Origin of the sequence: Streptomyces sp. P1-3 (assembly GCF_050613155.1) — a bacterium.
In the GTDB taxonomy this organism is placed as follows: Bacteria; Actinomycetota; Actinomycetes; order Streptomycetales; family Streptomycetaceae; genus Streptomyces.
Map to the genome: position 1 here is coordinate 3,054,405 of NZ_CP192512.1, position 26,426 is coordinate 3,080,830.

The following is a 26,426-nucleotide window of genomic DNA, read 5'->3' on the forward strand; positions in this document are numbered from 1 at the left end:
CTGACGATGCGTCAGATTCTAGAGTACGGAGACGCCCGCGAGCCAGCCGCCGTCGATGACGAACGGCTGGCCGGTGATGTACGAGGAGTCGTCACAGGACAGGAAGAGCGCCAGCCGGGCGACCTCCTCGGGCCGGCCGATCCGGGCGAGCGGCACGAGCTTGCGGTACAGCCCGTCCGCGGCTTCGGCGGCCTGGGGCGCCTCGGCCGCGTCGGCAGGGACGGCGGGGCCCGCACCCGGGTCCAGCAGGGCCGGGTTGGTCATGGCCGTGTCCACCGCTCCCGGGCACATCGCGTTGACCCGGATGCCGCGCCCGGCCAGCTCCATCGCCGCCACCCGGGTCATCCCGACGACGGCGGCCTTCGTCGCGGCGTACGCGGTGAGGAAGGCCATGCCCGACAGCGCGACGTAGGAGGCGGTGTTGACGATCGTCCCGCCGCCCGCCGCGGCCAACTCCGGGACCACCGCCCGCATCCCGAGGAACGCGCCCACCTGGTTGACCCGCACCACGGTCTCGAACTCCTCCAGCGGGGTGTTCACCAGCTCGTTGAAGCGCAGCACGCCGGCGTTGTTGACCAGTCCGTCGATCTTGCCGAAGAGGGCCTTGGCGGCGGCGACGGCGGCCGCCCAGTCGTCCTCCGCGCCGACGTCGAGGTGGACGTAGGCCGCCGCGTCCGGGCCGAGCTCCGCGGCCAGCGCCTCGCCCTGGCCGTCCAGGACGTCGGTCAGTACGACTCGTGCGCCTTCCGCGGCGAACAGGCGTGCCTCCGCCGCGCCCTGGCCGCGCGCCGCGCCCGTGACGAGGATGACGCGTCCCTCGAGCTTGCCCACCGTTGCCTCCCTGAGGTTGCGGCCCTTGGATGTGCCCTGGGGGCGCCGCCCCCAGGTCTCCGCCTAGTCGGTCAGGTGCGGGGCGACCTCGGCGGCGAACGCCGCCATCTGGTCGGTCAGTTCACCCCTGTCGCGGCTGCGGAAGCGCACCTGGACCTGGTCCACGCCCATCGCCCGGTACGCACGCAGGCTCTCCGCGATCCGCTCGCCGGGTCCGGCGAGGGTCCGGCGGCCGACCCGCCAGCGCGGCGCCCCGACGTAACAGGGTTCGGCGATGGCGCCGATCTCGGCGGGTTCGGCGATCCCGGCCCGCTCGCGCAGGGCGCGCAGCCGGGCGATCAGCTCCGGCAGGCGGTCCCGCGGGTCCCCCTGGGGCAGCCACCCGTCACCGCGCACCGCCGCTCTGCGCAGCGCGGCGGGCGAGGATCCGCCGACCCACAGCGGGGGCCGCGGCAGCTGGGCGGGGCGGGGCGCCTGCCCCAGGCCGGAGACGTCCAGGCGCTCGCCGTGGAACTCCCAGAACTCCTCGGGGCCCAGTCCCGCCTTGAGCGCGTCGACCGTCTCGTCCAGCAGCGTTCCGCGCCGGTCGAAGTCCACCCCCAGCGCCGCGAACTCCTCCGCCACGTGCCCGGCGCCCACCCCGAGGATCAGCCGCCCGCCGGAGAGCCGGTCGAGGGTGGCGTACTGCTTGGCGGTGAGCAGCGGGTGGCGCAGTACGACGACGGCGACGTGGCTGAGCAGCCGCACCCGTTCGGTGGCGGCGGCGAGATACGCCAGGGTGGCCACCGGGTCGTACCAGACGGTGCCCATGGCGGCGGCCAGCCGCCGCGGCACGCCCACATGGTCGCAGGTGGCGACGTAGGCGAAGCCGAGGCGGTCGGCCGCGCGGGCGACGGCGACCAGGTCGGCGGGCCCCGCCCCGGCCTCCCACGACTCGGCGTAGAGGGTGCTCTGCGACTGGACCGGGAGCTGGATGCCGTAGCTGAGCCGGTCCCGTGGCAGAACCCGTATGCCGCCGCCGTCACCGCTGCCGGTGTCGCCGCTATCGCCACTACCGCGGTTGCCGCTGCCGCTGCCGCTACCGCCGCGGCCGCCGCTGCCGTTGCCCTTGCCCTTGCCCTTGCCCTTGCCGCCCACGCAGCCTCCCTCGGTCGCGCCCGACGTCCGCCATCGTGGTATCTGACGGACCATCAGACAATAGGCGGGGCGGGCGAACCCGGATCAGGGGCGGGTGACCTCCACCAGTTCCAGGTGCCCCTTGCCGCCCTCGGCCGCCTCCTCGCGCACGAGACCCACGCCCCGGGCATAGAACTTGTGCTCGACCACGTCGGGCTCCAGCGGAGTGAAGTCCTTGGTCTTCAGCACGCGGTCGAACTTGCCGTACGCCACCGTGACCTCCTCGTCCAGACCGAGCACCTCGCCCATGTCCTCGGCCACGCCCTTGGCGTGCTCCTGGCGATAGACGTCCCCGGCCTTGGGGTGGGCCTCCATGACGATGCCGGGCTCGGCGCCGTCCTTGCCCGCCTGCCACGAGCCCTCGGTGCTCACGACCTTGCCGCCCTCCAAGTCCTTGGAGGCCTCGCCGAAGTACCAGACGTTGCCGTCGCGGTCCTGGGCGTACCAGTCGAAGGTGTCCTCGACGACCTCGCCGTCCTCCCGGACGGTGTCCCGTACGACGGTGGTGCGCACCCCGAGGATCTCCTTGGTCTGCCGGGTGACCTCGACGACGCCCTCCTCCTTCTGCCCCTCGTCACCGACGCCCTGGTAGCGGAACGTGGTGCCGGGCGCGAGCGGCAGATACGGGTTGTCGATCTTCGCGACGAAGTCCGCGGGGTCCGGGGTCCCGGTCGGGGACGGCGACGGGGTGGCCGTCTTCGTCGGGGTCCGCTCCGGCTCCTCGCCGTCTCCGTCTCCGTCGCCGCAGGCCGTCAGCGCCAGCGCCATGAGCAGCGCGCAGGCGGACAGCGCGGCCCCCCTTCCCCGCCGTGCCGACCAGCCCATGGACGCCTCCAGATGGCTACGTATGTCCGATACGGCCATCATGGGACGCCAGGGACGGGCACGCGCCGAAGGCCACGCCCGCGCGGAGGACACCACCGCGGCCCGCCACCCGGACGGGCGTACGGGCCGGTCAGGTCAGGGGCCCGCCCAGAGCCCGTCCTCGGTCAACCCCAGGAGTTCGACGGCGTTGCCCCGGACGATCCGCTCCACGGTCTCGGGCGGCAGGTGCGCCATCTGCGCCTCGCCGACCTCCCGGGAGCGGGGCCAGGTGGAGTCGGAGTGCGGATAGTCGGTCTCGTACAGCACGTTTCCCACCCCGATCGCGTCGAGGTTGCGCAGCCCCACCGGGTCGTCGAAGAAGCAGCCGTAGACGTGCTCCGCGAAGAGTTCCGAGGGCGGTCGCAGCACCTTGTCCGCCACCCCGCCCCAGCCGCGGTTCTCCTCCCAGACCACGTCCGCGCGCTCGAGGATGTACGGGATCCATCCGATCTGCCCCTCCGCGTACATGATCCGCAGCCGGGGGAAGCGGTCGAAGATCCCGGACATCAGCCAGTCGACCAGCGAGAAGCAGCAGTTGGCGAAGGTGATGGTGGAACCGACCGCCGGGGGCGCGTCCGCCGAGGTGGACGGCATCCGCGAGGACGAGCCGATGTGCATGGCGACGACGGTGCCGGTCTCCTCGCAGGCCGCGAGGAAGGGGTCCCAGGCACGGGTGTGCACCGACGGCAGTCCCAGGCGCGGCGGGATCTCCGAGAAGCAGACGGCCCGCACCCCGCGGGCGGCGTTGCGGCGCACCTCGGCGGCGGCCAGCTCCGGGTCCCACAGCGGGATGAGGGTCAGCGGTATCAGGCGCCCGCCCGCCTGCGGCCCGCACCACTCCTCCACCATCCAGTCGTTGTACGCCCGCACCCCCAGCAGCCCGAGTTCGCGGTCCTTGGACTCGGTGAACGTCTGTCCGCAAAAACGCGGAAAGGTGGGGAAGCACAGGGCGGAGCGGACATGGTTGAGGTCCATGTCGGCCAGTCGCTCCGGTACCGAGAACGAACCCGGCCGCATCTGCTCGAAGGTGATCGCTTCGAGCCTGACCTCGTCCCGGTCGTAGCCGACGGCCGTGTCCAGCCGGGTGAGGGGGCGGCGCAGGTCCTCGTAGACCCACCAGTCCGCGAGCGGCCCCTCGTCCCCGGGGCCGCCCATGACGGGGGCGAACCTGCCGCCCACGAAGGTGAGGTCCTTCAGCGGGGCGCGGACGACGCGGGGGCCCACGTCGCGGTACTTCGACGGAAGGCGGTCCCGCCAGACGTGCGGGGGCTCAACCGTGTGGTCGTCCACCGAGATGATCTCCGGGAAGCTCTCCATGGGTGCCACCGTAGCGCCGATCTGACGATGCGTCAGCTCTGAGTCGCCACCCCTTCCCGGTACGTACTCACGCGCATCCGTGCTGACGTGACGGGCCCGGCAGGGCAGACTGGCCAGCGCAGCGAGAAAGTACGCGCAGGGGGAAACCATGGCCCAGGACAAGGGGCAGGGGCACAGGCGACCGCCGCACTCCACGGCGCTCGGCCCGGCCGGCGGCCACCCGGACGGCGAGGACCATGGGGCGCATGCCGCCCCCGGGGCCGACGGGGCCGACGAGGGGACCGGGGCGCACGGGGATACCGGGGCGCACACCGGCACCGGACCGTTCCAGGCGCGCCGACGCGACCATGCGGAAGACCACGCGGCGGCCCACGCGCCCGAACGCGCCCAGGACCGCCCGCAGGACCGCCCTCAAGCCCACACGCGGGAGCACCCGCACGAGCATCTCGCCCTGGCCGAGGCCCGGCTCGACCTGGCGCTGGAGCGCGGCCGGCACGCCGACGCCGTCTCCGAGCTCACCGCGCTCACCGCCGCGCACCCGCTGCACGAGCGGCTGCGCGAGCTGCTCATGGTGGCCCTGTACCGCAGCGGGCGGCAGGCGGAGGCCCTGGCCGTCTACGCCGACACCCGCCGGCTGCTCGCGGCCGAACTCGGCATCGCCCCCGGCGAGCGGCTCACCCAGACCCGGCAGCGCATCCTGCGCCGGGACCCGGACCTGGCCCGGCCCGCCGGCGCGCCCGCCGCGCCGCCCTCCCCCGCGGCGCCCGTACGGCCCGCGCAGCTGCCCGCCACTGTCGCCGACTTCACCGGCCGCACGGACGTCGTCGGCGAGCTCAGCGCCCGGCTCGGTTCCGTGCGCGGCGGCACGCCCGCGGTCCTTTCCGTGGCCGGCACCGGCGGCATCGGCAAGACGGCGCTGGCCGTCCATGTCGCGCACGAGGCCCGCGCGCACTTCCCCGACGGCCAGCTCTACATCGACCTGCGGGGCACCGGCTCCTCGCCCGCCGAACCGGAGGCCGTCCTCGGCTCGTTCCTGCGCGCCCTGGGCACCCCCGACGCCGCGATCCCCGACGGCGTGGAGCAGCGCACCGCGCTCTACCGCTCCGCGCTCGGCGGCCGCCGCGTCCTGGCGCTGCTGGACAACGCCCGCGACGCCGCGCAGGTCCGCCCGCTGCTCCCGGGCACCGACGGCTGCGCCGCGCTGGTCACCAGCCGGGCCCGGATGTCCGACCTGGACAGCGCCCACCTGGTCGACCTCGACGTGATGAGCCCACGGGAGGCGTACGCGCTCTTCGCGCACATCGTCGGGCAGGAGCGCGCCGACGTCGAACGCGAGGAGGCCAGGCGGGTGGTGGCCGCCTGCGGCTTCCTGCCGCTGGCGATCCGGATCGCCGCCTCCCGGCTGGCCGCCCGCCGCACCTGGACCGTCTCCGTCCTGGCCCGCAAGCTCGCCGACGAGCGGCGCCGACTGGACGAGCTGCGCGCCGGCGACCTCGCCGTCAAGGCCACCTTCGAACTCGGCTACGGCCAGCTGGAACCCCAGCAGGCCCGCGCCTTCCGGCTGCTCGGCCTCGCCGACGGCCCCGACATCTCGCTCGCCGCCGCCGCTGCCGTACTCGACATGGACACCGACGCCACCGCGCGGCTGCTGGACTCCCTGGTCGGCATCTCCCTGCTGGAGTCGGCGGTGCCCGGCCGCTACCGGTTCCACGACCTGGTGCGCCTGTACGCCCGCGCGTGCGCCGAACGCGACCAGGGGCCCGCCGAGCGGGAAGCGGCGCTCTCCCGGCTGCTGGACTTCTACCTCGCCACGGCGGGCCGGGTGCACGCGATGGAGCGCCCCGGCGACCCGACCGTGGAGCATCTGGCGCCCACCGCCCGGCGCGGGCCGGCCTTCACCACCCCCGCACAGGCCCTGGACTGGCTGTTCACCGAGGCCGACAGCCTGATCGCGTGCGCCCGGCAGTGCGTCGGCGCACCCATGCTGCGCCGGACCGCCGACCTGCTCATCGTCGCCCTCGACCTCGCCGAGTCGGGCGCGAAGTCCCGTCAGTACGAGGCCGCGGCCCGGGCCGTCCGCGAGGCGGCGCAGGCCGCCCGGGACGCCCGCGCCGAGGGGCGCGCCCGCTCCACCCTGGGGCACCTGTGCAACTTCGGCGGGCGGTTCCAGGAGGCGGACCGCGAGTTGCGCGGGGCCATCGAGCTGGGGCGCGCCGCCGCCGATCCGCTCATCGGGCGGATGTACAACCAGCGCGGCATCATCGCCCTGAACCAGAACCGGCAGCAGGACGCCGCCGAGTGCTTCGCCCAGGCGCTCCGCGCCTTCCGCGCCATCGGCGACGAGCCCGGCGAGGCGAGCGCGCTGTCCAACCTGGCCAGGACCCGGCTGAACACCGGACGCACCCAGGACGGGCTGGAGATGATCGAGCAGGCGCTGGCCATCTACCGGAGGCTTGGGGTCTCACTGCGGCTCGGAAACGGCATGTACGCCCTGGGCATCGCGCTCACCCGGGCGGGCCGCCCGGACGAGGCCGTGACCCAACTGACCGGCGCTCTGGGCATTTTCAGAGTGTGCCGCCAGCAGCTCTGGGAGGGCATGACGCACTACCGGTTGGCCGAAACCCTTCTACTGGCGGACCGTCCGGCGCTCGCCGCGGAACACGCCGAGCGCGCACTGGCGTTGCGCGGCATGGGCGGCGCGTGGCGCCGTGGCGCCTTCCTGACACTGCTCGGCAGAGCGCTTGACGCCATCGGACAGACCGACCGAGCGCGCGCATGCTGGGACGAAGCGCTCGCCATTTACGAGCACCTGGGGTCGCCGGAGCAGCACGAGGTGCGGGAACTGCTGTCCGGCACGGCCACCGGCACCGGCTCTTCGAGGGCCCCGGACCGCCCGCCGGACGGCTCCTCCGGACGGCCCCAACCGCCGTACCCGCGCCTGCTAAACGGAACAGAATCGATTTCCTGGCATAAAACTGACGAGCCGCCAGCTGTGTGAGTTCGGACAACTCTGGCGGGCCTTGTGGAGAGCACCGGCCCCTACTGACGCAGGGGGCATGGACAAGGCAAACTGACCGGTGCGACTGGCAGGCACAGGCAGGGGGAGACCATGACCGGCGACAAGGGGCACGGGCCGCGTTTGCGCTTCGCCGTGCTCGGACCGGTCCGGGCCTGGCGGGGCGAGGAACCGCTGGGCCTCGGCTCACCGCAGCAGCGTGCGCTGCTCGCGGCCCTGCTGCTGCGCGGCGGGCGCACCGCGACGGCCCCGGAACTGGTCGACGGGCTGTGGGGCGAGGAGCCGCCGCAGGCGGCGGTGGCGGCGCTGCGTACGTACGCCTCCCGGCTCCGCAAAGCCTTCGGGGCGGAGGCGGAGGCCCTGGTGAGCGAGTCCGGCGGCTACGCCATCCGCACCGGCATGGGCGCCCTGGACACCGAAGTGGCCGAGCAGTTGGCCGCCGAGGCGGACAAGGCACGGCACTCCGGTGACCGGGAGCGGGCCCGCGAACTGATCGGCGAGGCACTGGCGCTGTGGGACGGCGAACCGCTGGCCGGCCTCTCCGGCCCGTACGCGGAGACCCAGCGCGCCCGTCTGGAGGAGTGGCACCGCTCGCTCATCGAGACCCGGCTCGACCTGGACCTGGAGCTCGGCCACCACGCGGAGGCGGTCTCGGAGCTGACCGCGCTGACCGCCGCCCATCCGCTGCGCGAGCGGCTGCGCGAGCTGCTGATGCTGGCGCTGTACCGCAGTGGGCGGCAGGCGGAGGCGCTGGCCGTCTACGCCGACACCCGCCGGCTGCTGGCGGACGAGCTGGGGGTGGATCCCTGCCCGGAGCTCTCCGAGCTCCAGCAGCGCATCCTGCAGGCGGACGCCGAGCTGGCCGCGCCCGCCAGCGCCGTCGCGGAGCACTCCGGCGCCGGGGCGACGTTCGTGCGCCCCGCCCAGCTGCCCGCGACCGTCGCGGACTTCACGGGCCGGGCCGCCTTCGTACAGGAGCTCAGCGAGCAGCTGGGCAGCAGCGAGGGCAGCGTCATGGCCGTGTCGGCGGTCGCCGGGATCGGCGGCGTCGGCAAGACCACCCTGGCCGTGCATGTGGCGCACGCCGCGCGGCACCACTTCCCGGACGGCCAGCTCTACGTCGACCTCCAGGGCACCGGCCCGGTCGTCGCCGAGCCGGAGGCCGTCCTGGGCTCCTTCCTGCGGGCCCTCGGCACCCCGGACAACGCCATCCCCGACGGCGTCGAGGAGCGCGCCGCGCTCTACCGCTCCCTCCTGGACGGCCGCCGCATCCTGGCCCTGTTGGACAACGCCCGGGACGCCGCCCAGGTGCGTCCGCTGCTGCCCGGCGCCGACGGCTGCGCGGCCCTGGTCACCAGCCGCAACCGCATGGTGGACCTGGAGAGCGCCCATCTGGTGGACCTGGACGTGATGAGCCCGGAGGAGGCGCTCGTCCTGTTCACCCGCATCGTCGGGCGGGAGCGGGTGAACGCCGAGCGGGACGCCGCCATGGACGTAGTGGCCGCCTGCGGCTTCCTGCCGCTGGCGATCCGGATCGCCGCCTCCCGGCTGGCGTCCCGCCGCACCTGGTCGGTGTCGGTCCTGGCCCGCAAGCTCGCGGACGAGCGGCGCCGGCTGGACGAGCTGCGCGCCGGCGACCTCGCCGTCAAGGCCACCTTCGAACTCGGCTACGGCCAGCTGGAACCGCAGCAGGCCCGCGCCTTCCGGCTGCTGGGGCTGGCGGACGGTCCCGACATCTCGCTGGCCGCCGCCGCTGCCGTACTCGACATGGGCGTCGCGGACACCGAGGACCTGCTCGAGTCGCTGGTGGACACCAGCCTGCTGGAGTCCGCCGCGCCGGGCCGCTACCGCTACCACGACCTGGTGCGGTTGTTCGCGCGCGCCTGCGCCGAGCGGGACGAGCAGCCCCCCGCGGAGCGGGACGCCGCGCGGTCGCGGCTGCTGGACTTCTATCTGGCCAGCGCGGCCCGGGTGTTCGCTCTGGAGCGGCCGGGCGACCGGCTGGTGGACCACCTGGAGCCCACCAGCTACCCGGGGCTGGACTTCGCCGACCGCAAGGAGTCCCTGGACTGGCTGTTCGCGGAGGCCGACTGCCTGCTGGCATGCGTCAAGCAGTGCGCCCGCGGCGCCACACTGCGGCGCGCGGTCGATCTGCTCCTCGCCGCCACGGACCTGGCCGAGTCGGGCTCCAACTCCCGGCAGTACGAGGTGGCGGCACTGGCCGTAAGGGACGCGGCGCACGCCGCCGAGGACCCGCGTGCCGAGGGCCGCGCCAGGCTGAGGATCGCCCACATGAACCGGTTCGCCTCCCGCTTCGAGCAAGCGGAGGAGGAGGCCCGGCGCGCCATGCTCCTGGCGCTGGCGGCGGAAGATCCCGTTCCCGCCTGCGAATCGCCGAACGACCGCGGCATCATCGCGCTGTACCAGAAGCGGTACGAGGACGCCGAGGAGTACCTGGGCCAGGCGCTCGAGGCGTTCCGCGCCGACGGCAACCTGCCCGGCGTGGCGAGCGTGCTCTGCAACACCTCCAGGGTGCACGCGGCGACCGGCCGCACCGACAGCGCCATCGAGTTGGCCGCCGAGGGCACGGAGATCTACAGCGGCCTGGGGATGGCGCTGCGGGTCGCCAACGGCCGTTACGCGCTCGGCCTCGCACTGCTGCACGCGGACCGGCACGCCGATGCGATGGTCCAGCTGACCGAGGCGCTGGCGCTGTTCCACGACAACCGGCAGCGCCTCTGGGAGGGGTCCACGCACGCCCGGCTGGCCGAGGTCCACCTGGCGGCGGATCGCCCGGCGGAGGCGGCGACCCACGCCGAACAGGCCCTGGCACTGCGGTTCATCGGCGGTGAATGGCGCCGCGGCACGGTGCTGACGGTGCTGGGCAAGGCGCTCGACGCCCTCGGGCAGCCCGACCGCGCCCGGGCCTGCTGGCGCGAGGCGCTGGCCATCCACGAGCGCCTGAACGCGGCAGAGGCGGAAGACGTCCGCCTGCTGTTGACGCCCGCGGCCGCCGCGTAGCGGAACGCGAGCGGAGCGTTCATCAATCGTTTATCGCCACCCGGCAGCCTTAAGGCAGTCGATCCGTCCCCGCGGGGGGCAGACGGGTCGGTTGTCAGGCCCCACCGTTAGGGTGAGCGGCCCTGAAAATAAGCCCGTCCGGCGACCCACGGGGGAGTCGCCGGGCGGGTTCTGCGCCCTGACAACCACAGTCACAGGAGTTGAGCCCCATGACGGACAAGAAGCCTTCGTCCGACGCCTACCGGCCGCTGGACAGCCACGCCGACGGCGCCAACCTCGCCACGCTGGACAGCCACGCCGACGGGGCGACCATCAAGCCGCTCGACAGCCACGCCGACGGGATCGGCGTCAAGCCGCTCGCCGACAAGCCCGTCGTGAAGCCGAAGGACAGCCACGCGGACGGGGTGACCACCAAGCCGGCGGACAGCCACGCCGACGGCACGGCCGTCACGCAGGACAGCCACGCGGACAGCGGCCAGGCGTAGCCGCCGCGGAACCGCATCGCACCGGGGGAGCCGGGGACCGGCGACGGTGACTTGGAGGGGGAGTCACCGCAGCCGGTCCCCTCGGGGGATCGAACTGCTCTGGTACGCACACCGCACGAATTGCTCCAATCAGGAGCGCTCACGCACTAACTCCCATACCATTGGCCTTGGTTTCGATTCGCAAACCATATGTTTGCTCCCCACCTAGGAGTTGGAATGACTCGCCCCAAAAAAGCCCTGGTCGCCATAGCCTTCGCGGCAGCGCTCGCCGCCGGTTCGGCAGCGCCCGCACTGGCCGACAGCCACGCAGAGACGGGAACGTACGTAGTGAACGACCACCACGCGGACGGCGCCGCAGCCACCCCGCAGGACGCTCACGCCGCCTAGGTTCGGGAGCACAGCGCAGCCGGAGCCGGGGGAATCCCCCGGCCCCGTGCGCGTTCGCAGACGCAGAGCGGCATGGGCCCCGCTCGGCTTCGACGGTGCCGTCAGCCGAGCGTGCGCAGCCGTGCCTTGAGCACCTTTCCGCTCGCGTTGCGCGGCAGCTCGGCGACGAACTCCACCTGCCGGGGCACCTTGTAGTTGGCCATCTCGCGCCGGGCCCAGGCGATCAGGTCGTCGGCGGTCAGCGGCGCGCCGCGCCGGCGCACGGCGTACGCCTTGGCCACCTCGCCCAGCCGGGGGTCGGGAACCCCCACCACCGCGACGTCGGTGATGTCCGGGTGGCGGGCCAGCATCCGTTCGATCTCGGCCGGGTAGGCGTTGAACCCACCCACGACGAACATGTCCTTGACGCGGTCGGTGATCCGCAGATTGCCGTGCTCGTCCAGGACGCCGATGTCGCCGGTGCGCAGCCAGCCGTCCCGCGTGACGGCCCGCGCGGTGGCGTCCGGGTCCTCGAAGTAGCCGGACATGACGTGGTAGCCCCGGACCAGGACCTCCCCCGGGGTGCCTGCCGGGACCTCCCGGCCGTCCGGTGCGGTCACCTTCACCTCCGTACCCGGAAGGGGCCGCCCGGAGGTGCGCGCGATGACGTCGGGCGGGTCGCCGCGGCGGCACATGGTGACGGTGCCGGACGCCTCCGTCAATCCGTACGCGGTCAGCACGGTGGCCACACCCAGTTCGCAGCGAAGGCGCCTGACCAGTTCCAGTGGGACCACGGCCGCGCCGGTGACCACCAGCCGCAGCGTCGACAGATCGTGGGCGCCGCGGGCCGGATGGTCCAGGATGGACTGGTGGAGGGTGGGCGGCCCCGGCAGCACGCTGACGCGTTCGGCCGCGATGTTGGCCAGCGCCGTCTCCGCCGTGAAGACGGGCTGCGGCACCATCGTCGCGCCGCGCAGCAGGCAGGCGATCACGCCCCCCTTGTAGCCGAAGGTGTGGAAGAAGGGGTTGACGATCAGATAGCGGTCGCCGCGCTCCAGGCCCGCCAGTTCGCTCCACTGTGCGTACACGCGCAGGGTCTGCCCGTGGGTGATGACCACGCCCTTGGGGTGGCCGGTGGTGCCGGACGTGAAGGTGATGTCGGAGGGGTCTTCGGGCCGTACGGCGTCGGCGGCGGCCCGCACGGCGGAGGACGGCACGCGCGCGCCCGCCGTGAGGAACTCCTTCCAGGTGCGGAAGCCTTCCGGCGCGTCACCGGACAGGACGACGACCTCGCGCAGATGGGGCAGCCCGGGCAGCGGGCCGCGGCCGGGCCCCTCCCCCGCCGCCCGGCGCAGCGACGCCACGTAGGAGGCACCGAGGAAGGTGCCGGTGACGAAGAGAGCGGTGGCTCGCGTACGGCGCAGCACCTCGGCCGCCTCGGCGCCCTTGAAGCGGGTGTTGACCGGGACGAGCACGGCTCCGGCCGACACGGCGCCGAGCGCGCAGACGATCCAGTCGGTGGTGTTGGGCGCCCAGACGGCGACCCGGTCGCCGGGCCGCACCCCGGCGGCGACGCAGCCCGCGGCGGCCTGGTCCACGCGCTCGCCGAGTGCCGCGTAGGTCAGTCGGCCGCGGCCTTCGGCGACGGCCTCGGCGGTGCCGTACCGCCGCGCGGCCCAGCGGACGAGGCGCGGAACGGTCCTCGGTGCCGCGTGTTCCCCCACCGGTGGCTCCCCTCGGCCCGCGGCGTCCCCATCGGGAGCTTCCCCGGGTCCGCCGCGACACACTAGCTGACTGACCGTCAGATTAGCGGTAGCCTTCCCGGCTGTCAGCACCTGCGGCCCGACCACGGAGGTGGGCGATGGGGGCAGCCCTCAAGGACGCGACAGCCATAGTCGGCATCGGCCGGACCGAATTCGCCCGGCACCTGGCCGAGTCCGAGAAGACCCTGGCCTGCCGCGCGGTCCTGGCCGCGCTGGACGACGCCGGGATCCCCCCGTCCGAGGTGGACGCCCTCGCCTCGTACACCATGGAGGAGACCGACGAGGTCGAGCTCGCCAAGGCGATCGGCGCGGGCGACGTCACCTTCTTCAGCAAGGTCGGCTACGGCGGCGGGGGCTCCTGCGCGACCGTCGCCCACCTCGCCGCCGCCATCGCCACCGGACAGGCCGGGGTCGGCGTCGCCTGGCGGTCCCGCAAGCGCGGCAGCGGCCCCCGGCCCTGGACCGACACCCGCGCACAGCTGCCCACCCCCGCCCAGTGGACCCGCCCCTTCGGGCTGCTGCGCCCGGTCGACGAGATCGGCCTGCTGGCCCGCCGCTATATGCACCAGTACGGCGCTACCCGCGACCACCTGTTCAATGTCGCGCTGGCCTGCCGCAACCGGGCCAACCAGAACCCCGCCGCAGTCATGTACGAGCGGCCGCTGACCCGCGAGATGTACATGACGGCGCGCTGGATCAGCGAGCCGCTGTGCCTGTTCGACAACTGCCTGGAGACTGACGGGGCGCTCGCCTGCGTCGTGGTCTCGGCCCAGCGGGCACGCGACTGCCGCCACCAGCCGGTGTACGTGCACGCCGCCGCCCAGGGCCTGCCCGCGCAGGTGCACGGGATGGTCAACTACTGGTCCGACGACCCGCTCACCGGCCCCGCGTGGACCGCCGCCCGGCAGCTGTGGAAATCCGCCGACCTCGGGCCGCAGGACGTGGACGTGGCCCAGATCTACGACGCGTTCACCCCGCTCATCCCGCTCTCCCTGGAGGGCTACGGCTTCTGCGGGCGCGGCGAGGGCGCGGCCTTCACCGAGGGCGGCGCCCTGGAGATCGGCGGGCGGCTGCCGCTCAACACCGGCGGCGGCGGGCTCAGCGAGGCGTACGTCCACGGCTTCAACCTCATCACCGAAGGCGTCCGGCAGCTGCGCGGCACCAGCACCGCGCAGGTCCCGGACGCCGCCACGTGCCTGGTCACCGCGGGCGAGGGGGTCCCCACCTCGGCCCTGCTGCTGAGGAGTTGAGCGCTCATGACCACCATCGTGACCGACCCCACTGACAACGCCCTGCTGTCGCCGGTCCCCGACGAGGACGGGGCGCCGTTCTGGGAGTACGCGGCCCGCGGCGAGCTGCGCGTCCAGGCGTGCGCCGGCTGCGGGGTGCCGCGCTTCCCGCCCCGGCCCTGCTGCCCGCGCTGCCAGTCGTTCGCGAGCGCCTGGCGCCGGACGAGCGGACGCGGCCGGATCTGGTCGTATGTGGTGCCCCATCCACCGCTGCTGCCCGCGTACGCCGCACAGGCGCCGTACCCCGTGGTCCTCGTCGAGCTCGCCGACGCCGCGGGCATCCGGCTCGTCGGCAACCTGGTGGCCGCGCCCGACGCGCCGCTGGACTCGGTCGACCCGGCGCGGATCCGGATCGGCGCCCCGGTGAAGGTCGTGTTCCACACGCCGCCGCGCGGAGTGACCGTGCCGCGCTGGCTGCTGGAGCGGCCGTGACCGTGACCTGCGAGGCGGCCGACGGCGTCGCGGTCGTCACCCTCGACCGGCCCGCGCGGCTCAACGCGATCGATCTGGAGACGGCCGAGGAGCTGGCGGCGGTGTGGCGGCGGCTGCGCCGGGACGAGGCGGTGCGCGCGGTGGTGCTGGCCGGCGCGGGTGAGCGGGCGTTCTGCACCGGCCTGGACCGGTCCGCGTCCGTGCCCCAGCCGCCGTCCCCGTACGCGATCGACGACCCGCTGCTGGCCATCGGCCCGAAGGCGAACGACCTGTGGAAGCCGGTGGTCGCCGCCGTCGACGGGATGGCCTGCGGCGGAGCGTTCTATCTGCTGGGTGAGTCGGAGTTCATCGTGGCGGGCGAGGACGCCACCTTCTTCGACCCGCACACCAGCTACGGGATGGTCAGCGCGTACGAGGCCGTCGCCATGGCTCAGCGCATGCCGATCGGCGAGGTGGCGCGCATGGCCCTGATGGGCACGGCCGAGCGGATCTCCGCCCGCCGGGCGTACGAGACGGGCCTGGTCAGCGAGGTCACGGCGGCGGGCGAGGCGCTCCCGGCCGCGGTGCGCGCCGCCTCCGTCATCGCCGGATACCCGACCGAGGCGGTCCAGGGGACCGTTCGCGCGGCGTGGGCGGCTCGGGAGGCGGCGCGGGCGCAGGCGCTGGCGCACGCCCCGCAGTTGATCGCGCTGGGGAACCTGCCGCCGGAGCGGCAGGCGGAGCTGTTCGCCGCCCGCCGCCGGGAGTTCAGGGTGCGGTGAGGATCAGGCCGGGGACTTGGTCGCGGTGCTGACCTCGCAGCTGGACGACTTGTACTTGTCGTAGGACGTGGAGGTGTCCGCCGCCGTGAACGTCCTGGTCGACCCCGGCAGGACGGTGATGGTCTTGCTGTAGTAGCCGACGAGACCGCTGCCCTGGGTCCAGCTGACCGAGATGCTGTACGTGAAGCTCCGCGTGGTGTCCGTGTTGGTGATGGTGACGTCGTACTTGAGCTGACCGCTCGACTCGTCGTAGTCGCAGTTGCTGGCGTCCACTTCGGACATGGCGTCCGGGTTGTAGGTCGCGGGCGGGGAGTAGCTGGGCGACGGCGTGTAGGGCGGGACGTCGCTCGGCATGCCCGTGGGCACGCCGCTGGGCAGATCGGTGGGAATGCCGGTGGGCATGCCGGTGGGGATGTCGCCGCCGGTGACGCCCTCGCTGACTCCCCCGTGGTCCCCGCCGCCGAAGCCGTGGCTGTCACCGCCTCGGCTCTTCTTGCAGCCAGTCGCCAGACCGGTCACGGCGAGCACGCCGACCAGGGTGGCGGCGGACAGGCGCAGAGCACGGCTTCGCATGGAATTCCCCCCGTTGTACAGGCATGATCAGGCCAACCGCGATCCAGTTGACGAGTGCACGCCACCCTAGCCAACGGGGTTCCCTACCCCCAAGTCACGTCCGCGGTACTGGGACGGATGTCTGATCCGTGTTACGGACGCGCCGGGCGGGACTGACCGGTGCCCTTCGCCGCGTCCAGCGCGTACACGCAGCGGTCCTTGCTGCATGCGTAGACCACGCCCCCGGAGGCCACCGGGGAGCCGGTGATCTCGCCGCCGGTCGCCAGCTTCCAGCGCAGCTGCCCGCCCGCCGCGTCCACGGTGTACAGGCAGTGGTCGGCCGAGCCGAAGTGCAGTCGGCCGTCCGCGACGACCGGCGTTCCGATGACCTCGCCGCCCGCCGCGAAGCGCCACCTGGGCGTGCCGGTGACCGCGTCCAGCGTGTACAGCGCGCTGCCGCTGCCCAGGTGCACGGATCCGTCGGCGACCAGCACCGGCTCGATCGACTGCCGGGACTCGGTCGCGATCCGCCACCGGTCGCGCCCGTTGGCCGCGTCCAGCGCGTAGACCGTGCCCAGGTAGTCGGCGATGTAGACGCCGCCGCCGGTGACCGCCGGGCCCGGCGCGTACGCCGGGGCGCACAGGAACACCGCGGGCGCCTCGAATCTCCAGCGCACGTCACCGCGCGCGATGTCGATCGCCAGCACGCGCGTTCCCGCGGCGACGTAGACCACGCCGTCGGGAGCCGCGAGCAGCCGGATCGGGACGCCGCCGCAGGACGCCGCGTCGCCCACGGGATAGGACCAGCGCTCGGCGCCCGTACGCGCCTCCAGCGCCCGGAGCCGCGCGTCCGACCACACGAACACCGTGCCGTCGTGGATGGCCGGACCCGACTCGGGCGTCTCGAAGTCGGTCTGCGCGCCCTGCATCTCCCACAGCAGCTCGCCGCTGGCCGCCTCCCAGGCCTGGACGCCGCCGCCGCGGGTGCCGGTGACGACCGTGCCGCGGTCGACCCTCAGGGAGTACACCCAGCCGTCCATCGACAGCCGCCAGCGCTCGGCGCCGTCCGCCGCGTCCAGCGCGTACAGCGTGGGGCCGTCCGAGGCGTGGATCCGGCCGTCCGCGACGGCCATGGCCCACGCCACGTCGCGGGTCTTGAACTGGCGGCGGCCGGTGGCCACGTCCAGCGCGTGCACCTCGAAGGACGTCACGTACAGCAGATCGCCGGCGACGGCCGGGGTGCCCCAGACGTCGTTGGACATCCGGAACCGCCAGGGGCGCCAGCGTGCCGGTCCCGGCGGCTCCGCCGGAGCGGCGTCCGGCATGGGGCCGGGGGGCGCGGGCTGCGGCGGCACACCCGAGGCCGCGGGGCCGCCTCCGTCGGGCGGGCGCACCCAGTGGGTACCGGGCGCGGGGGGCTCGTGCCGGGACTGCGGCTCGTGGGTGTCGGCGACGCGCGGACCGGGGCCGATCGACACCTGCGAGCCTGCCAGCCGGACGGCGGAGTCGGCCGCCGCGGCCGCCGGTACCGGGGCCGCGGCGGGCCCCGGACCGTGGGAACCGGAACCGTGCGGCCCGGGGCCGTGGGGGCCCGGGGCGTGCGCGTGCGGGGCTTGCGCGTGCGGCCCCTGGGAGCCCGGGCCGTGGGAGTGCGGACCGTGGGAACCGGGTCCGGGCGCCCCCGGGCCGTGGGACGCGGGGCCGTGCGCCGCGGGCTGCGCCGCGTGCCGGCCGGGCGGGCTGGCGGAGCTGACCTGGCTCGCCGGGCTCGCGGCCGCCGGCTGGCGCAGGCCGCCGCGCGGGTCAGCGGCGGCCGGCTCCCAGCCCGAGCCGCCCGCGGGCGCCCCGGCGCCGTGCCGTCCACCCCGCCCGCCGTCGGGGCCCTGCGGGTGACTGGGCGGGCGCTGCGGCGGCGCGGGCCGGTCGCTGCCGGAGCCTCCGGCGCGCGGACCCGCGGCGCCGGAGCGCGGCGCGGGGCGCGGGGCGGCGGACCGCCCGCCCCTGCGGCTCTCGATGAGCGCGACGGCGCCCGGAGGCAGCCACGCGGAGGCGGTGCCGCTGTCGTCGCTCCCGGAGAAGAGGTGCGGTGCGAGCTGCGACTGGAGGTCGGCGGGGCTGGGCCGCCGGTCGGCCTCCATCTGCATACAGGACTCGATCAGCGGCCGCAGCTCGTCCGGGAGGCCGGACAGGTCGGGGCCTTCGCGCAGCAGCATGAACACCGTCTCGACGGGGTTCGCGCCGTGGTACGGGGCGTGCCCCGTGGCGGCGAAGGTCAGGGTGGAGCCGAGCGAGAAGATATCGCTCGCGCCGGTCACACTGCGTGAGTCACGGGCCTGCTCGGGTGACATGTACGCAGGGGTGCCCACGGCGACGTTGGTCATCGTCAGCCGGGTGTTGGAGACACCGGAGGCGATACCGAAGTCGATCACCCGCGGCCCGTCCTCGACGACGAGGACGTTCGAGGGCTTGAGGTCGCGGTGGACCAGGCCCGCGCCGTGGATGGACTGGAGCGCCTCGGCGACCCCGGCCGCCAGCCAGCGCACCGCCTGGGCGGGCAGGGGCCCGCACTCGTTCACTATCTCTTCGAGCGAGGGCGCGGGCACGTAGGCCGTGGCGAGCCAGGGGACGGGAGCCCGGGGATCGGCGTCGACCACGGCCGCGGTGTAGAAACCGCTGACCGCGCGGGCCGCCTCGACCTCACGCGTGAACCGGACCCGGAACAGCTGGTCCTCGGCGAGCTCGGTCCGCACGGTCTTGATCGCGACCCGCCGGCCGGACGCCGAACGCGCGAGATAGACCAGACCCATGCCGCCCGCACCGAGCCGGCCCAGCACCTCGAAAGGGCCGATCCGCCTCGGGTCGTGCTGCGTCAGCTGCTCCACCACTTGCCTGCCACCTCCCCGTAGGGCTCGAAATTAACAGCCCCATGCCGCGTCTCACCGACAAACCAACCGGCGGCACGCAACCTGCATTCTCTCTGGCGAAGGCGACGGTTGCGAACCCGGGGCCGATTCGTCATGTCATCGGCGGATACGCAGTGGATACGTACCGGACCCGGACGCGTTCGGTTCGTAGGGATCCGTGATGCTATGCGGCTTTGGGAGTCTCGACAACGGCGAAATCAGCGCCCTGATTGTCGACCACGATCGCGAATCGGCCGTACGGCGTGTCCTGCGGCCCGGCGACGAGACGGCCTCCCAGCCGCCGCACCGCCTGCACCGCGCCGTCACAGTCCGCGACGGCGAAGTACACCAGGAAGTGGGCGGGAAGTTCGGCCGGAACGTCGCCGCCGAGGACGGCGCGGCCGCCGATCGCGGTGTCCGTGCCCACAGGCTGCCCGGCCGGGGACCAGATGAGGAAGTCGAATCCACCGCCCGCGCCCTCCGGCGGGGACTCCGGCTGCGACCGCGACGGCGCCACGGACTGGGTGCCGTAGCCGAAGACCTCCGTATAGAAGGCGTCCACGGCCCCCTTGTCGCGGGTGTAGACCTCGGTCCAGATGTACGAGCCGGGCTCCCCCTGCTTCTCGAAGCCGCCGTGGCTGCCTGCCTGCCAGAGGCCGAACACCGCTCCGCCGGGGTCGGCGGCCGTCGCGATCGTGCCGAAGTCCCCCACCGGCACAGGGGCGATGATCACCTGGCCGCCCGCGTCGCGGATCCGGGCGGCGGTCGCGGCGGCGTCGTCGGCGGCGAGGTAGATGTTCCACACCGTGGGCATCCGGCCGTCGGGCTTGGGGGCGAGCGCGGCGACGTTCTTGCCCTCGTGGAACGCCTGCACGTAGAAGCCGTGCGACACCTCGCCCGGCTCGAAGGTCCAGCCGAACAACTCCCCGTAGAACCGCTTGCCCGCCTCGACGTCGGGAAGCGTCGCATCGGTCCAGCAGGGCACGCCTTCCTGGAATGCCGCCATGGGTCCGGCCCTCCCGTACGCGAGGATGCTCCTGGTCGCCACGCTAATGGGGGATGGCGGTTTCCGCCCTTCCGCAGGCCCTGCCCGGCCCCGCCGCGGCCCTCTGCGGCCTTTCCGCGGCGCCTCCTCGGCCTTTCTGCAGCCATTCCGCGGCCTTTCGGTGGGGATTTCTGCGGCCCGGTCGGGGTGGCCGTGGAGCCGTGCCGTAAGGACCTTGTCCACCGACGCTGTCCACAGGCTGTGGATAATCGGATTTCCTCGGCACGCGACGCGCGTGGGGCCGCCCGGCCACCGCCGAAACACCGCGCCCGACCCCGCTCCGTACACCACCCGGAACTGCCTGTTCACAGCGGTGCGAGCCGGGGCCCGGGCCCCGAACCCCATTTGCACGCAGTCGAATAGCGCTCTGATCACCCCTCGGTAAGCTGACGACATGACAGGACAAGTTCGAACCGTCGACGGACGGGTCGCCGGGCGTCGCGGGCAGGCGACGCGGCAGAAGCTGCTCGACTGCCTCAGCGAGATGCTCAGCTCGTCCCCGTACCGCGACGTGAAGGTCATCGATGTCGCGCGCAAGGCCGGTACGTCGCCCGCGACCTTCTACCAGTACTTCCCCGATGTCGAGGGCGCGGTCCTCGAGCTCGCGGAGGAGATGGCGAAGGAGGGCGCGGCGCTCACCGATCTGGTCGCCGGGCGCTCGTGGGCCGGCAAGTCCGGCTCGCAGACGGCGGAGGAGCTGGTGGACGGCTTCCTCGCCTTCTGGCGCAAGCACGACGCGATCCTGCGGGTGGTCGACCTCGGCGCGGCCGAGGGCGACAAGCGGTTCTACAAGATCCGCATGAAGATCCTCAACGCCGTGACGAACTCCCTGACGGACGCCGTCAAGGAGCTCCAGGCCAAGGGGCGCGTCGACAAGGACGTCAGCCCGGCCGCGGTCGCGGGCTCGCTGGTGGCGATGCTGGCCGCGGTCGCCTCGCACCAGAAGGGCTTCCAGAGCTGGGGCGTGAAGCAGGCGGAGCTCAAGCCGAGCCTGGCACTCCTGGTGCACCTGGGGATCACCGGCAGGAAGCCGACGAAGTAGCCGAAGTGACCGCCTGACGCGCTGACTTCGTATGCCGGGGGGCGGGTAGGGGTCGGCCCGGCGCAGCTCGCGGCACGGTCCGGCACGGACGACCCCGACACCTCGATCGGCGATCTCCCGCAGCTCCAAGTCCTGTCATCACGGCTGCGGATCGCCCAGCGCGGACAGCCCTGTCACCCACCGCGTGCACCGCAGTACTGCCCGGCTCGCCCCACCGCGTACAGACCGGAACCCGTCGCCTACGCGGGGTGGCCGTCACGCGGGGTGAGCCGGAAGATCCGGATCCGGCGCTCCACCCTCGCCTGGTACATCCCGTACGGCGGCCAGAAGCGCAGCACCTCGGCCCAGACCGCCTCCCGTTCCGCGCCCTCCAGCAGCCGCGCCCGCACCGGGATGTCGCGGCCCCGCCAGCTGATCTCCGCGTCCGGGTGCCGGAGCAGATTGCCGGTCCACGCGGGTTCGCCCGGGCGTCCGAAGTTGCTGCCGACCAGCACCCAGGTACCGTCCTCCTCCGGCATGCAGGCCAGTGGCGTCCGCCGGGGCAACCCGCTCTTCGCTCCCGTCGCGGTCAGCACCACTCCCGGCAGCAGGGCGGCGGCGGGCAGCACCCGGCCCCGCGTCAGCCGGTGCACGGTCCGGTCCACCGCCGGGACGACGTACGGCGCCACCTTCGCGAACGCCCGGCTCGCCGAGATCCGCTGCACCAACCCCAGCAGGCGCTTGCGTCCCGTGGCCCCGGGACGCGGCGTATGCCCTGTGCGCGCCATCAGACCACCACCACCGCGGTCCGGTCCTCGTCGCCTCCGTGGCCCCCCGCGAACAGTCCCGCACGCTCCGCCGCCCAGCCCCGCAGCCGGTGTACGGGCCCGAACAGCAGCTCGTCGGACGCCGCGCGTTTGAAGAACAGGTGCGCGTCGTGCTCCCAGGTGAAGCCGATGCCGCCGTGCAACTGCACGGTCTCGGCCGCCACCGCGCGCAGTGCTTCCAGCCCTTGGGCGAGCGCGAGGCCGCCCGCCGGTGCGGTGCCCGACCACGCCGCGTAATACGCCGCGGAGCGGGCTGCTTCCACCTGGACGTACAGATCGGCCAGACGGTGTTGGACGGCCTGAAAGCACCCGATGGCGCGGCCGAACTGCCGACGGACCCGTACGTACTCGACGGTGCGGGCCAGCGCCCGGTCCGCCGCGCCCACGGCCTCCGCCGCGAGCGCCGCGCCGGCGGTCCCGCCCAGTCGGGCCAGGGCCGCGGCCACCCCCGTGTCCGCCGTGGCCGTGCCGTACGCCGCCTCCGGGCCCTTCGCGTGCCTCGTGCCCCTCGCGGCCGCCGGGCCCGTGGCGCCCGCCGGGCCTGCCGCGTCCGTCGGGCCCGTCGCGTCAGCCGGGTCTGTCGCGCCTGCCTGGCCCGTCGAGGGCGTCGGGCCGGCCGAGGGCGTCCCGGGAGCGGGCGCCAGGGCGGCGGCGCCGGTCGCCGAGGCGCACGCGGCGCTGTCGCCCAGTGGCTCCGCGGGGACGTTCCGCAGTTCGACGCGCGCCTGCGCCCGGGTCTCGTCCAGCGCGGTCCGCCGCACGCGGACCAGTCCGGGGGCTCCCGCCCGTACCGCGAACAGGGATGTCCGGCCACGGGTGTAGCCGCCCGTACGCGCGGCGACGAGCAGCAGCTGGGCGCTGTGCCCGTCGAGGACCTGGTCCGCCTGCCCATACAGCCGCCAGCCGTCCGCCGTCCTGCGGGCCTGGACGCCTCCCGCGCGTCCGCCGCCCGCCCAGTCCTCGGGGCGCGGTCCCGCGAGGCCGAGCGCCTCCGGCAGCGTGGCGCCGGACACCACCAGCGTGGCCGTCAGCGTGCCGTCCGCCATTCCCGGGAGCAGCGCGGCGCGCTGCGCCGGGCTGCCGAGGGCGGCGACGAGCGGCGCGGCGAGGACGGCGGTGGCCAGGAGCGGGGACGGCAGCAGCGCCCGCCCGGTCTCCTCACAGGCCAGCGCCAGCTCAGTGGGGCCGCAGCCCGCCCCGCCGTACTCCTGGGAGACGGCCAGCCCGGGCAGGCCGAGCCGGCGCGCGAGCAACCGCCAGAGCGCGGTGTCATATCCGGCGGGGGTACGGACCGCCGCCTTGACGTCGTCGGGGCCGCAGCGCTTGGCGAGCAGCTCGCGCAGGGTGCGGCGGATCTCGTCCTGCTCCTCGGTGAACGCGGCGTCCATCGGCAGCTCCTCCCGATCCCGACCGACCTCCGGTACCTGACGGACCGTCATATTAGAGAGGTGGACCGCGCTTTCCCAGCCCTCACCCACAACGGAACTGATGTACCGTCAGATTCATGCCTGACGCCGACGCCATACACGCGGACACCACAGAGGACGGCATGCCGGGGAGCCCGGCCGGAGGCGGCCGGAGGCGCGTCGAGAACCGGCGCGGCGACGCCGGGGGCGGGAGCGGCGGCGGGCAGCGGCGCGTGGCCGTCGTCGGCGTCGCCCTCGCGGACTGCGGGCGCGTCGAAGGCACCACCGCCTACGCCCTGCACGCCCAGGCCGCCCGCCGCGCCCTCGCCGACTCCGGCCTGGAGCGGTCGGTCGTCGACGGGTTCGCGTCGGCCGGACTCGGCACCCTGGCGCCCGCCGACGTCGCCGACTACCTGGGACTGCGGCCCACCTGGGCCGACTCCACCTCCCTCGGCGGCGCCACCTGGGAGGTGATGGCCGCACACGCGGCCGACGCCATCGCCGCCGGCCACGCCCGTGCCGTCCTCCTGGTCTACGGCTCCACCGCCCGCGCCGACCTCAAGGCGGGCCGCCGCACCGCCGACCTCTCCTTCGGCGCGGACGGACCACTCCAGTTCGAAGTCCCGTACGGACACACGCTGATCGCGAAGTACGCCATGGCCGCCCGCCGCCACATGCACGAGTACGGCACCACTCTGGAGCAGCTCGCCGGTGTCGCGGTGCAAGCGCGCGCCAACGCCGCCCGCAATCCGGAAGCGATGTTCCGCACTCCGATAACTGTGGATGAGGTGCTCGGTGGGCCTCTGATCGCCGATCCGTTCACCAAGCTCCAGTGCTGCATCCGGTCCGACGGCGGGTGCGCGGTGCTGCTTGCGGCGGAGGAGTGCGTACCGGACACGGCGAAGGCACCGGTGTGGGTGCTGGGTTCGGGCACCGCCGTCTCCCATACGGCGATGTCCCAGTGGGCGGACTTCACGGTCTCCCCCGCGGCCCGGTCGGGCCGGACAGCCTTCGGGCGGGCGGGCGTCCGGCCGGAGGACATCGACGTGGCCGAGCTGTACGACGCCTTCACCTACATGACCCTGGTGACCCTGGAGGACCTCGGCTTCTGCGCCAAGGGCGAGGGCGGCGCGTTCACGGCAGGGGACCGCCTGACCCTGACCGGCACCCTGCCGGTGAACACCGACGGCGGCGGCCTGTCCGCCTGCCATCCGGGGATGCGGGGGCTGTTCCTGCTGGTGGAAGCGGTACGGCAGCTGCGCGGCGAGGCGGGCGAGCGGCAGGTACGGAAGGCGGACGGCGCGCTGCCGCGGCTGGCGGTCGCGTCGGGCACGGGCGGCTGGTTCTGCTCGTCCGGGACGATCATCCTCGGACGGGACTGATCGCCCTCTCTCCCCTTCAGCCAGGGGCCGGACGGAAGACGGGAACCGTCACCGGGGGGTCGGCGGACTGCACCCGGAACGCCACCCGCAGCTCCATGCCGATCCGGAGGTCCGCGTCGGCGCAGTCGACGACCTCGGTCATCATGCGCGGCCCCTCGGTGAGATCGACGGCGGCGGCGGTGTAGGGCACGCGGATACCGAAGGGCGGAAGGTCGTTCCGGTGCACTACGGACCAGGTGTAGAGGGTGGCCGTGCCGGACGCCCGCTCCCAGCGGACGTCGTCGCTCCAGCAGTGGGGGCAGAACGGGCGCGGATAGTGGTGGGCGCGGGCACAGGCCGCGCAGCGCCGGATGAGCAGATGGCCGTCGGCGGCGGCGTCCCAGTAGCGGCGCGTGAAGGCGTCGGCCGCGGGCAGGTCGCGACGCGGCCGCTCGGCGGGGCGTGCGCTCGACTCGGGTGGGCGTGCGCTCAAGGGGACCTCCCTCACGACGGTTCCTGACAGCACGTCAGTTCAGCGGATGCCGGCGCGGCGACACAAGGGGGTGACGACCCGTGACCCATCCGCAACCGATTCGGAATCGTTTTGACCGATACCCGTCAATTACCCGACTACGCTCACTCCCATGGCCGACAAATCGCACCCGTATCCCGCCCCCGTCTATGTGATCGGCGGCGGGCCCGGCGGCCTGGCCACCGCGGCGGCGCTGGCCGAGCGCGGCATACGCACCATGGTGCTGGAGCGGTCCGGCGCCGTCGGCGCGTCCTGGCGGGGGCACCACGACCGGCTGCGCCTGCACACCACTCGCCGCCGGTCGGCGCTCCCAGGGCTGCCGATCCCCCGGTCGTACGGGCGGTGGGTCGCCCGCGACGACCTCGTCCGCTACCTGGAGCGGTACACCGACCACCACGGCCTGGAGGTCGTCACCGGAGTGGCCGTCTCGCGCGTCGAACGGGCCCCGGGCGGCGCCGGATGGCTGCTGCGGGCCACCGGCGGGCGGGAGTTGGTCTCCCCCACCGTGGTCGTCGCCACCGGCCGCAACCACACCCCCCGACTCCCGGACTGGCCCGGCCGCGACACCTACACCGGCCCCCTGGCGCACGCCCGCGACTACCGCGCCCCGGGGCCGTACCGCGGCATGGACGTCCTCGTGGCCGGCGCGGGCAACTCGGGAGCGGAGATCGCCGTGGACCTCGCCGAGGGCGGCGCGGCGCGGGTACGGCTCGCGGTCCGCACCACCCCGCACATACTGCGCCGGTCGGCGGCCGGCTGGTCCGCCCAGTCCGCCTGCGCCCTGGGGCGACGGCTGCCCAGGCGGCTCGCGGACGGGACAGCGCGGACGCTGGCGAGGGCGACCGTGCCCGACCTGGCCGCCCAGGGGCTGCCCCGGCCGGCGACCGGCCTGCACTCGCGGGCACGGCAGGGCGCGTACCCGGTCCTGGACACCGGCCTGATCGCCGCGGTGAGGTCGGGCCGGGTGGAGGTGGTCGCCGCCGTCGAGGCGCTCGACGGGGACAAGGTGCTGCTGGCGGACGGCGAGCGGATCACCCCGGAGGCGATCATCGCGGCAACCGGCTACGAGCCCGGACTGGCCGGCCTGGTCGGACACCTGGCGGTACTGGACGACCACGGCCGACCGCGCGCACACGGCCCACGCACCGTTGCCTCCGCCCCCGGACTGCACTTCACTGGTTACACGGACCCGGTGAGCGGCACGCTGCGCGAGCTCGCGATCGACGCCCGCAGGATCGCCAGGGCCGTCGCCCGCACGGCGGCGGCAGGCGCCGGGCGAGGCTGAGCCGCCGCCGTCCGCGCATGCCGGGGCACCTGCGCCCGAGGTACCCCTCGGGCCTTCACTCCCAGGCCGCGCCGCCCCCGGCCGCCGGGCAACCGACACCGCACACCCCATTCCTGACGGGCCGTCAGTTCAGTAACCTGACCAAGCGTCACCTATTCGGCCGACCAGCAGGA

21 protein-coding genes are annotated in these 26,426 nt (G+C 73.9%); 10 read left to right on the plus strand and 11 right to left on the minus strand.

Annotation, left to right across the window (positions count from 1 at the left end; translation table 11 throughout):
• Nucleotides 1-18: 18 nt before the first annotated feature.
• The 4 genes from ACQUSR_RS12700 to ACQUSR_RS12715 all read right to left on the minus strand — a co-directional run bounded on the left by ACQUSR_RS12700 (nucleotide 19) and on the right by ACQUSR_RS12715 (nucleotide 4,188).
• Nucleotides 19-831: an SDR family NAD(P)-dependent oxidoreductase gene (locus tag ACQUSR_RS12700; RefSeq protein WP_431042687.1), complete on the minus strand. Its 813-nt coding sequence runs from the start codon at nucleotides 829-831 to the stop codon at nucleotides 19-21.
• Between the two features lie 63 nt (nucleotides 832-894).
• Nucleotides 895-1,842 (minus strand): TIGR03619 family F420-dependent LLM class oxidoreductase, encoded by a 948-nt coding sequence (locus ACQUSR_RS12705; RefSeq protein ID WP_431047548.1) that lies wholly within the window; start codon nucleotides 1,840-1,842, stop codon nucleotides 895-897.
• A gap of 210 nt (nucleotides 1,843-2,052) precedes the next feature.
• Complete coding sequence (locus ACQUSR_RS12710; RefSeq protein ID WP_431042688.1) at nucleotides 2,053-2,832, minus strand: hypothetical protein; 780 nt, start codon at nucleotides 2,830-2,832, stop codon at nucleotides 2,053-2,055.
• Nucleotides 2,833-2,967: 135 nt separating this feature from the next.
• A complete protein-coding gene (locus ACQUSR_RS12715; RefSeq protein WP_431042689.1) occupies nucleotides 2,968-4,188 on the minus strand; it encodes an amidohydrolase family protein in 1,221 nt (406 codons plus the stop codon).
• Nucleotides 4,189-4,336: 148 nt separating this feature from the next.
• Between ACQUSR_RS12715 and ACQUSR_RS12720 the strand changes: the two genes are divergently transcribed.
• The 4 genes from ACQUSR_RS12720 (at nucleotide 4,337) to ACQUSR_RS12735 (ending at nucleotide 11,097) form a co-directional block, all read left to right on the plus strand.
• Nucleotides 4,337-7,186, plus strand: a complete 2,850-nt coding sequence (locus ACQUSR_RS12720) for an ATP-binding protein (RefSeq protein WP_431042690.1) — start codon at nucleotides 4,337-4,339, stop codon at nucleotides 7,184-7,186.
• A gap of 111 nt (nucleotides 7,187-7,297) precedes the next feature.
• The gene (locus ACQUSR_RS12725) at nucleotides 7,298-10,225 is read left to right on the plus strand and encodes a BTAD domain-containing putative transcriptional regulator (protein WP_431042691.1); all 2,928 of its coding nucleotides are present in this window, start codon (nucleotides 7,298-7,300) and stop codon (nucleotides 10,223-10,225) included.
• 209 nt (nucleotides 10,226-10,434) lie between these two features.
• Complete coding sequence (locus ACQUSR_RS12730; protein WP_431042692.1) at nucleotides 10,435-10,710, plus strand: hypothetical protein; 276 nt, start codon at nucleotides 10,435-10,437, stop codon at nucleotides 10,708-10,710.
• A gap of 216 nt (nucleotides 10,711-10,926) precedes the next feature.
• Complete coding sequence (locus ACQUSR_RS12735) at nucleotides 10,927-11,097, plus strand: hypothetical protein (RefSeq protein WP_431042693.1); 171 nt, start codon at nucleotides 10,927-10,929, stop codon at nucleotides 11,095-11,097.
• A 101-nt stretch (nucleotides 11,098-11,198) separates the two neighbouring features.
• On the opposite strand, the gene ACQUSR_RS12740 is transcribed toward ACQUSR_RS12735, so the two are convergent.
• Nucleotides 11,199-12,800, minus strand: coding sequence for a FadD3 family acyl-CoA ligase (locus ACQUSR_RS12740; RefSeq protein WP_431042694.1), 1,602 nt, complete (start codon nucleotides 12,798-12,800; stop codon nucleotides 11,199-11,201).
• 137 nt (nucleotides 12,801-12,937) lie between these two features.
• Here ACQUSR_RS12740 and ACQUSR_RS12745 point away from each other — a divergent pair, with 137 nt between their 5' ends.
• The 3 genes from ACQUSR_RS12745 to ACQUSR_RS12755 are packed head-to-tail and all read left to right on the plus strand — an operon-like array spanning nucleotide 12,938 to nucleotide 15,321.
• Nucleotides 12,938-14,089, plus strand: a complete 1,152-nt coding sequence (locus ACQUSR_RS12745) for a lipid-transfer protein (protein ID WP_431042695.1) — start codon at nucleotides 12,938-12,940, stop codon at nucleotides 14,087-14,089.
• A gap of 6 nt (nucleotides 14,090-14,095) precedes the next feature.
• Complete coding sequence (locus ACQUSR_RS12750) at nucleotides 14,096-14,560, plus strand: Zn-ribbon domain-containing OB-fold protein (RefSeq protein WP_431042696.1); 465 nt, start codon at nucleotides 14,096-14,098, stop codon at nucleotides 14,558-14,560.
• The gene (locus ACQUSR_RS12755) at nucleotides 14,557-15,321 is read left to right on the plus strand and encodes an enoyl-CoA hydratase/isomerase family protein (RefSeq protein WP_431042697.1); all 765 of its coding nucleotides are present in this window, start codon (nucleotides 14,557-14,559) and stop codon (nucleotides 15,319-15,321) included. Before ACQUSR_RS12750 ends, ACQUSR_RS12755 begins: the two co-directional genes overlap by 4 nt.
• Before the next feature lie 3 nt (nucleotides 15,322-15,324).
• Here ACQUSR_RS12755 and ACQUSR_RS12760 read toward each other — a convergent pair whose 3' ends face one another.
• From ACQUSR_RS12760 to ACQUSR_RS12770, 3 genes are all read right to left on the minus strand, one after another.
• Complete coding sequence (locus ACQUSR_RS12760; RefSeq protein ID WP_431042698.1) at nucleotides 15,325-15,894, minus strand: hypothetical protein; 570 nt, start codon at nucleotides 15,892-15,894, stop codon at nucleotides 15,325-15,327.
• 131 nt (nucleotides 15,895-16,025) lie between these two features.
• Entirely contained in the window at nucleotides 16,026-18,758 is a 2,733-nt protein-coding gene (locus tag ACQUSR_RS12765) for a PQQ-binding-like beta-propeller repeat protein (RefSeq protein WP_431042699.1), read from the minus strand.
• Nucleotides 18,759-18,960: 202 nt separating this feature from the next.
• Nucleotides 18,961-19,782, minus strand: coding sequence for a VOC family protein (locus ACQUSR_RS12770; RefSeq protein ID WP_431042700.1), 822 nt, complete (start codon nucleotides 19,780-19,782; stop codon nucleotides 18,961-18,963).
• Between the two features lie 433 nt (nucleotides 19,783-20,215).
• Here ACQUSR_RS12770 and ACQUSR_RS12775 point away from each other — a divergent pair, with 433 nt between their 5' ends.
• Entirely contained in the window at nucleotides 20,216-20,863 is a 648-nt protein-coding gene (locus ACQUSR_RS12775) for a TetR family transcriptional regulator (RefSeq protein WP_431042701.1), read from the plus strand.
• A 239-nt stretch (nucleotides 20,864-21,102) separates the two neighbouring features.
• Here ACQUSR_RS12775 and ACQUSR_RS12780 read toward each other — a convergent pair whose 3' ends face one another.
• Both ACQUSR_RS12780 and ACQUSR_RS12785 read right to left on the minus strand, forming a co-directional pair.
• Nucleotides 21,103-21,630, minus strand: coding sequence for a nitroreductase family deazaflavin-dependent oxidoreductase (locus ACQUSR_RS12780; RefSeq protein WP_431042702.1), 528 nt, complete (start codon nucleotides 21,628-21,630; stop codon nucleotides 21,103-21,105).
• Nucleotides 21,630-23,057: an acyl-CoA dehydrogenase family protein gene (locus ACQUSR_RS12785; RefSeq protein ID WP_431042703.1), complete on the minus strand. Its 1,428-nt coding sequence runs from the start codon at nucleotides 23,055-23,057 to the stop codon at nucleotides 21,630-21,632. Before ACQUSR_RS12785 ends, ACQUSR_RS12780 begins: the two co-directional genes overlap by 1 nt.
• Before the next feature lie 116 nt (nucleotides 23,058-23,173).
• Between ACQUSR_RS12785 and ACQUSR_RS12790 the strand changes: the two genes are divergently transcribed.
• The gene (locus ACQUSR_RS12790) at nucleotides 23,174-24,457 is read left to right on the plus strand and encodes a thiolase C-terminal domain-containing protein (RefSeq protein ID WP_431042704.1); all 1,284 of its coding nucleotides are present in this window, start codon (nucleotides 23,174-23,176) and stop codon (nucleotides 24,455-24,457) included.
• A gap of 16 nt (nucleotides 24,458-24,473) precedes the next feature.
• Here ACQUSR_RS12790 and ACQUSR_RS12795 read toward each other — a convergent pair whose 3' ends face one another.
• The gene (locus ACQUSR_RS12795; protein WP_431042705.1) at nucleotides 24,474-24,929 is read right to left on the minus strand and encodes a Zn-ribbon domain-containing OB-fold protein; all 456 of its coding nucleotides are present in this window, start codon (nucleotides 24,927-24,929) and stop codon (nucleotides 24,474-24,476) included.
• 151 nt (nucleotides 24,930-25,080) lie between these two features.
• On the opposite strand from ACQUSR_RS12795, the gene ACQUSR_RS12800 reads away from it, so the two are divergent.
• A complete protein-coding gene (locus ACQUSR_RS12800) occupies nucleotides 25,081-26,253 on the plus strand; it encodes a flavin-containing monooxygenase (RefSeq protein WP_431042706.1) in 1,173 nt (390 codons plus the stop codon).
• The last annotated feature ends 173 nt before the right edge of the window (nucleotides 26,254-26,426 follow it).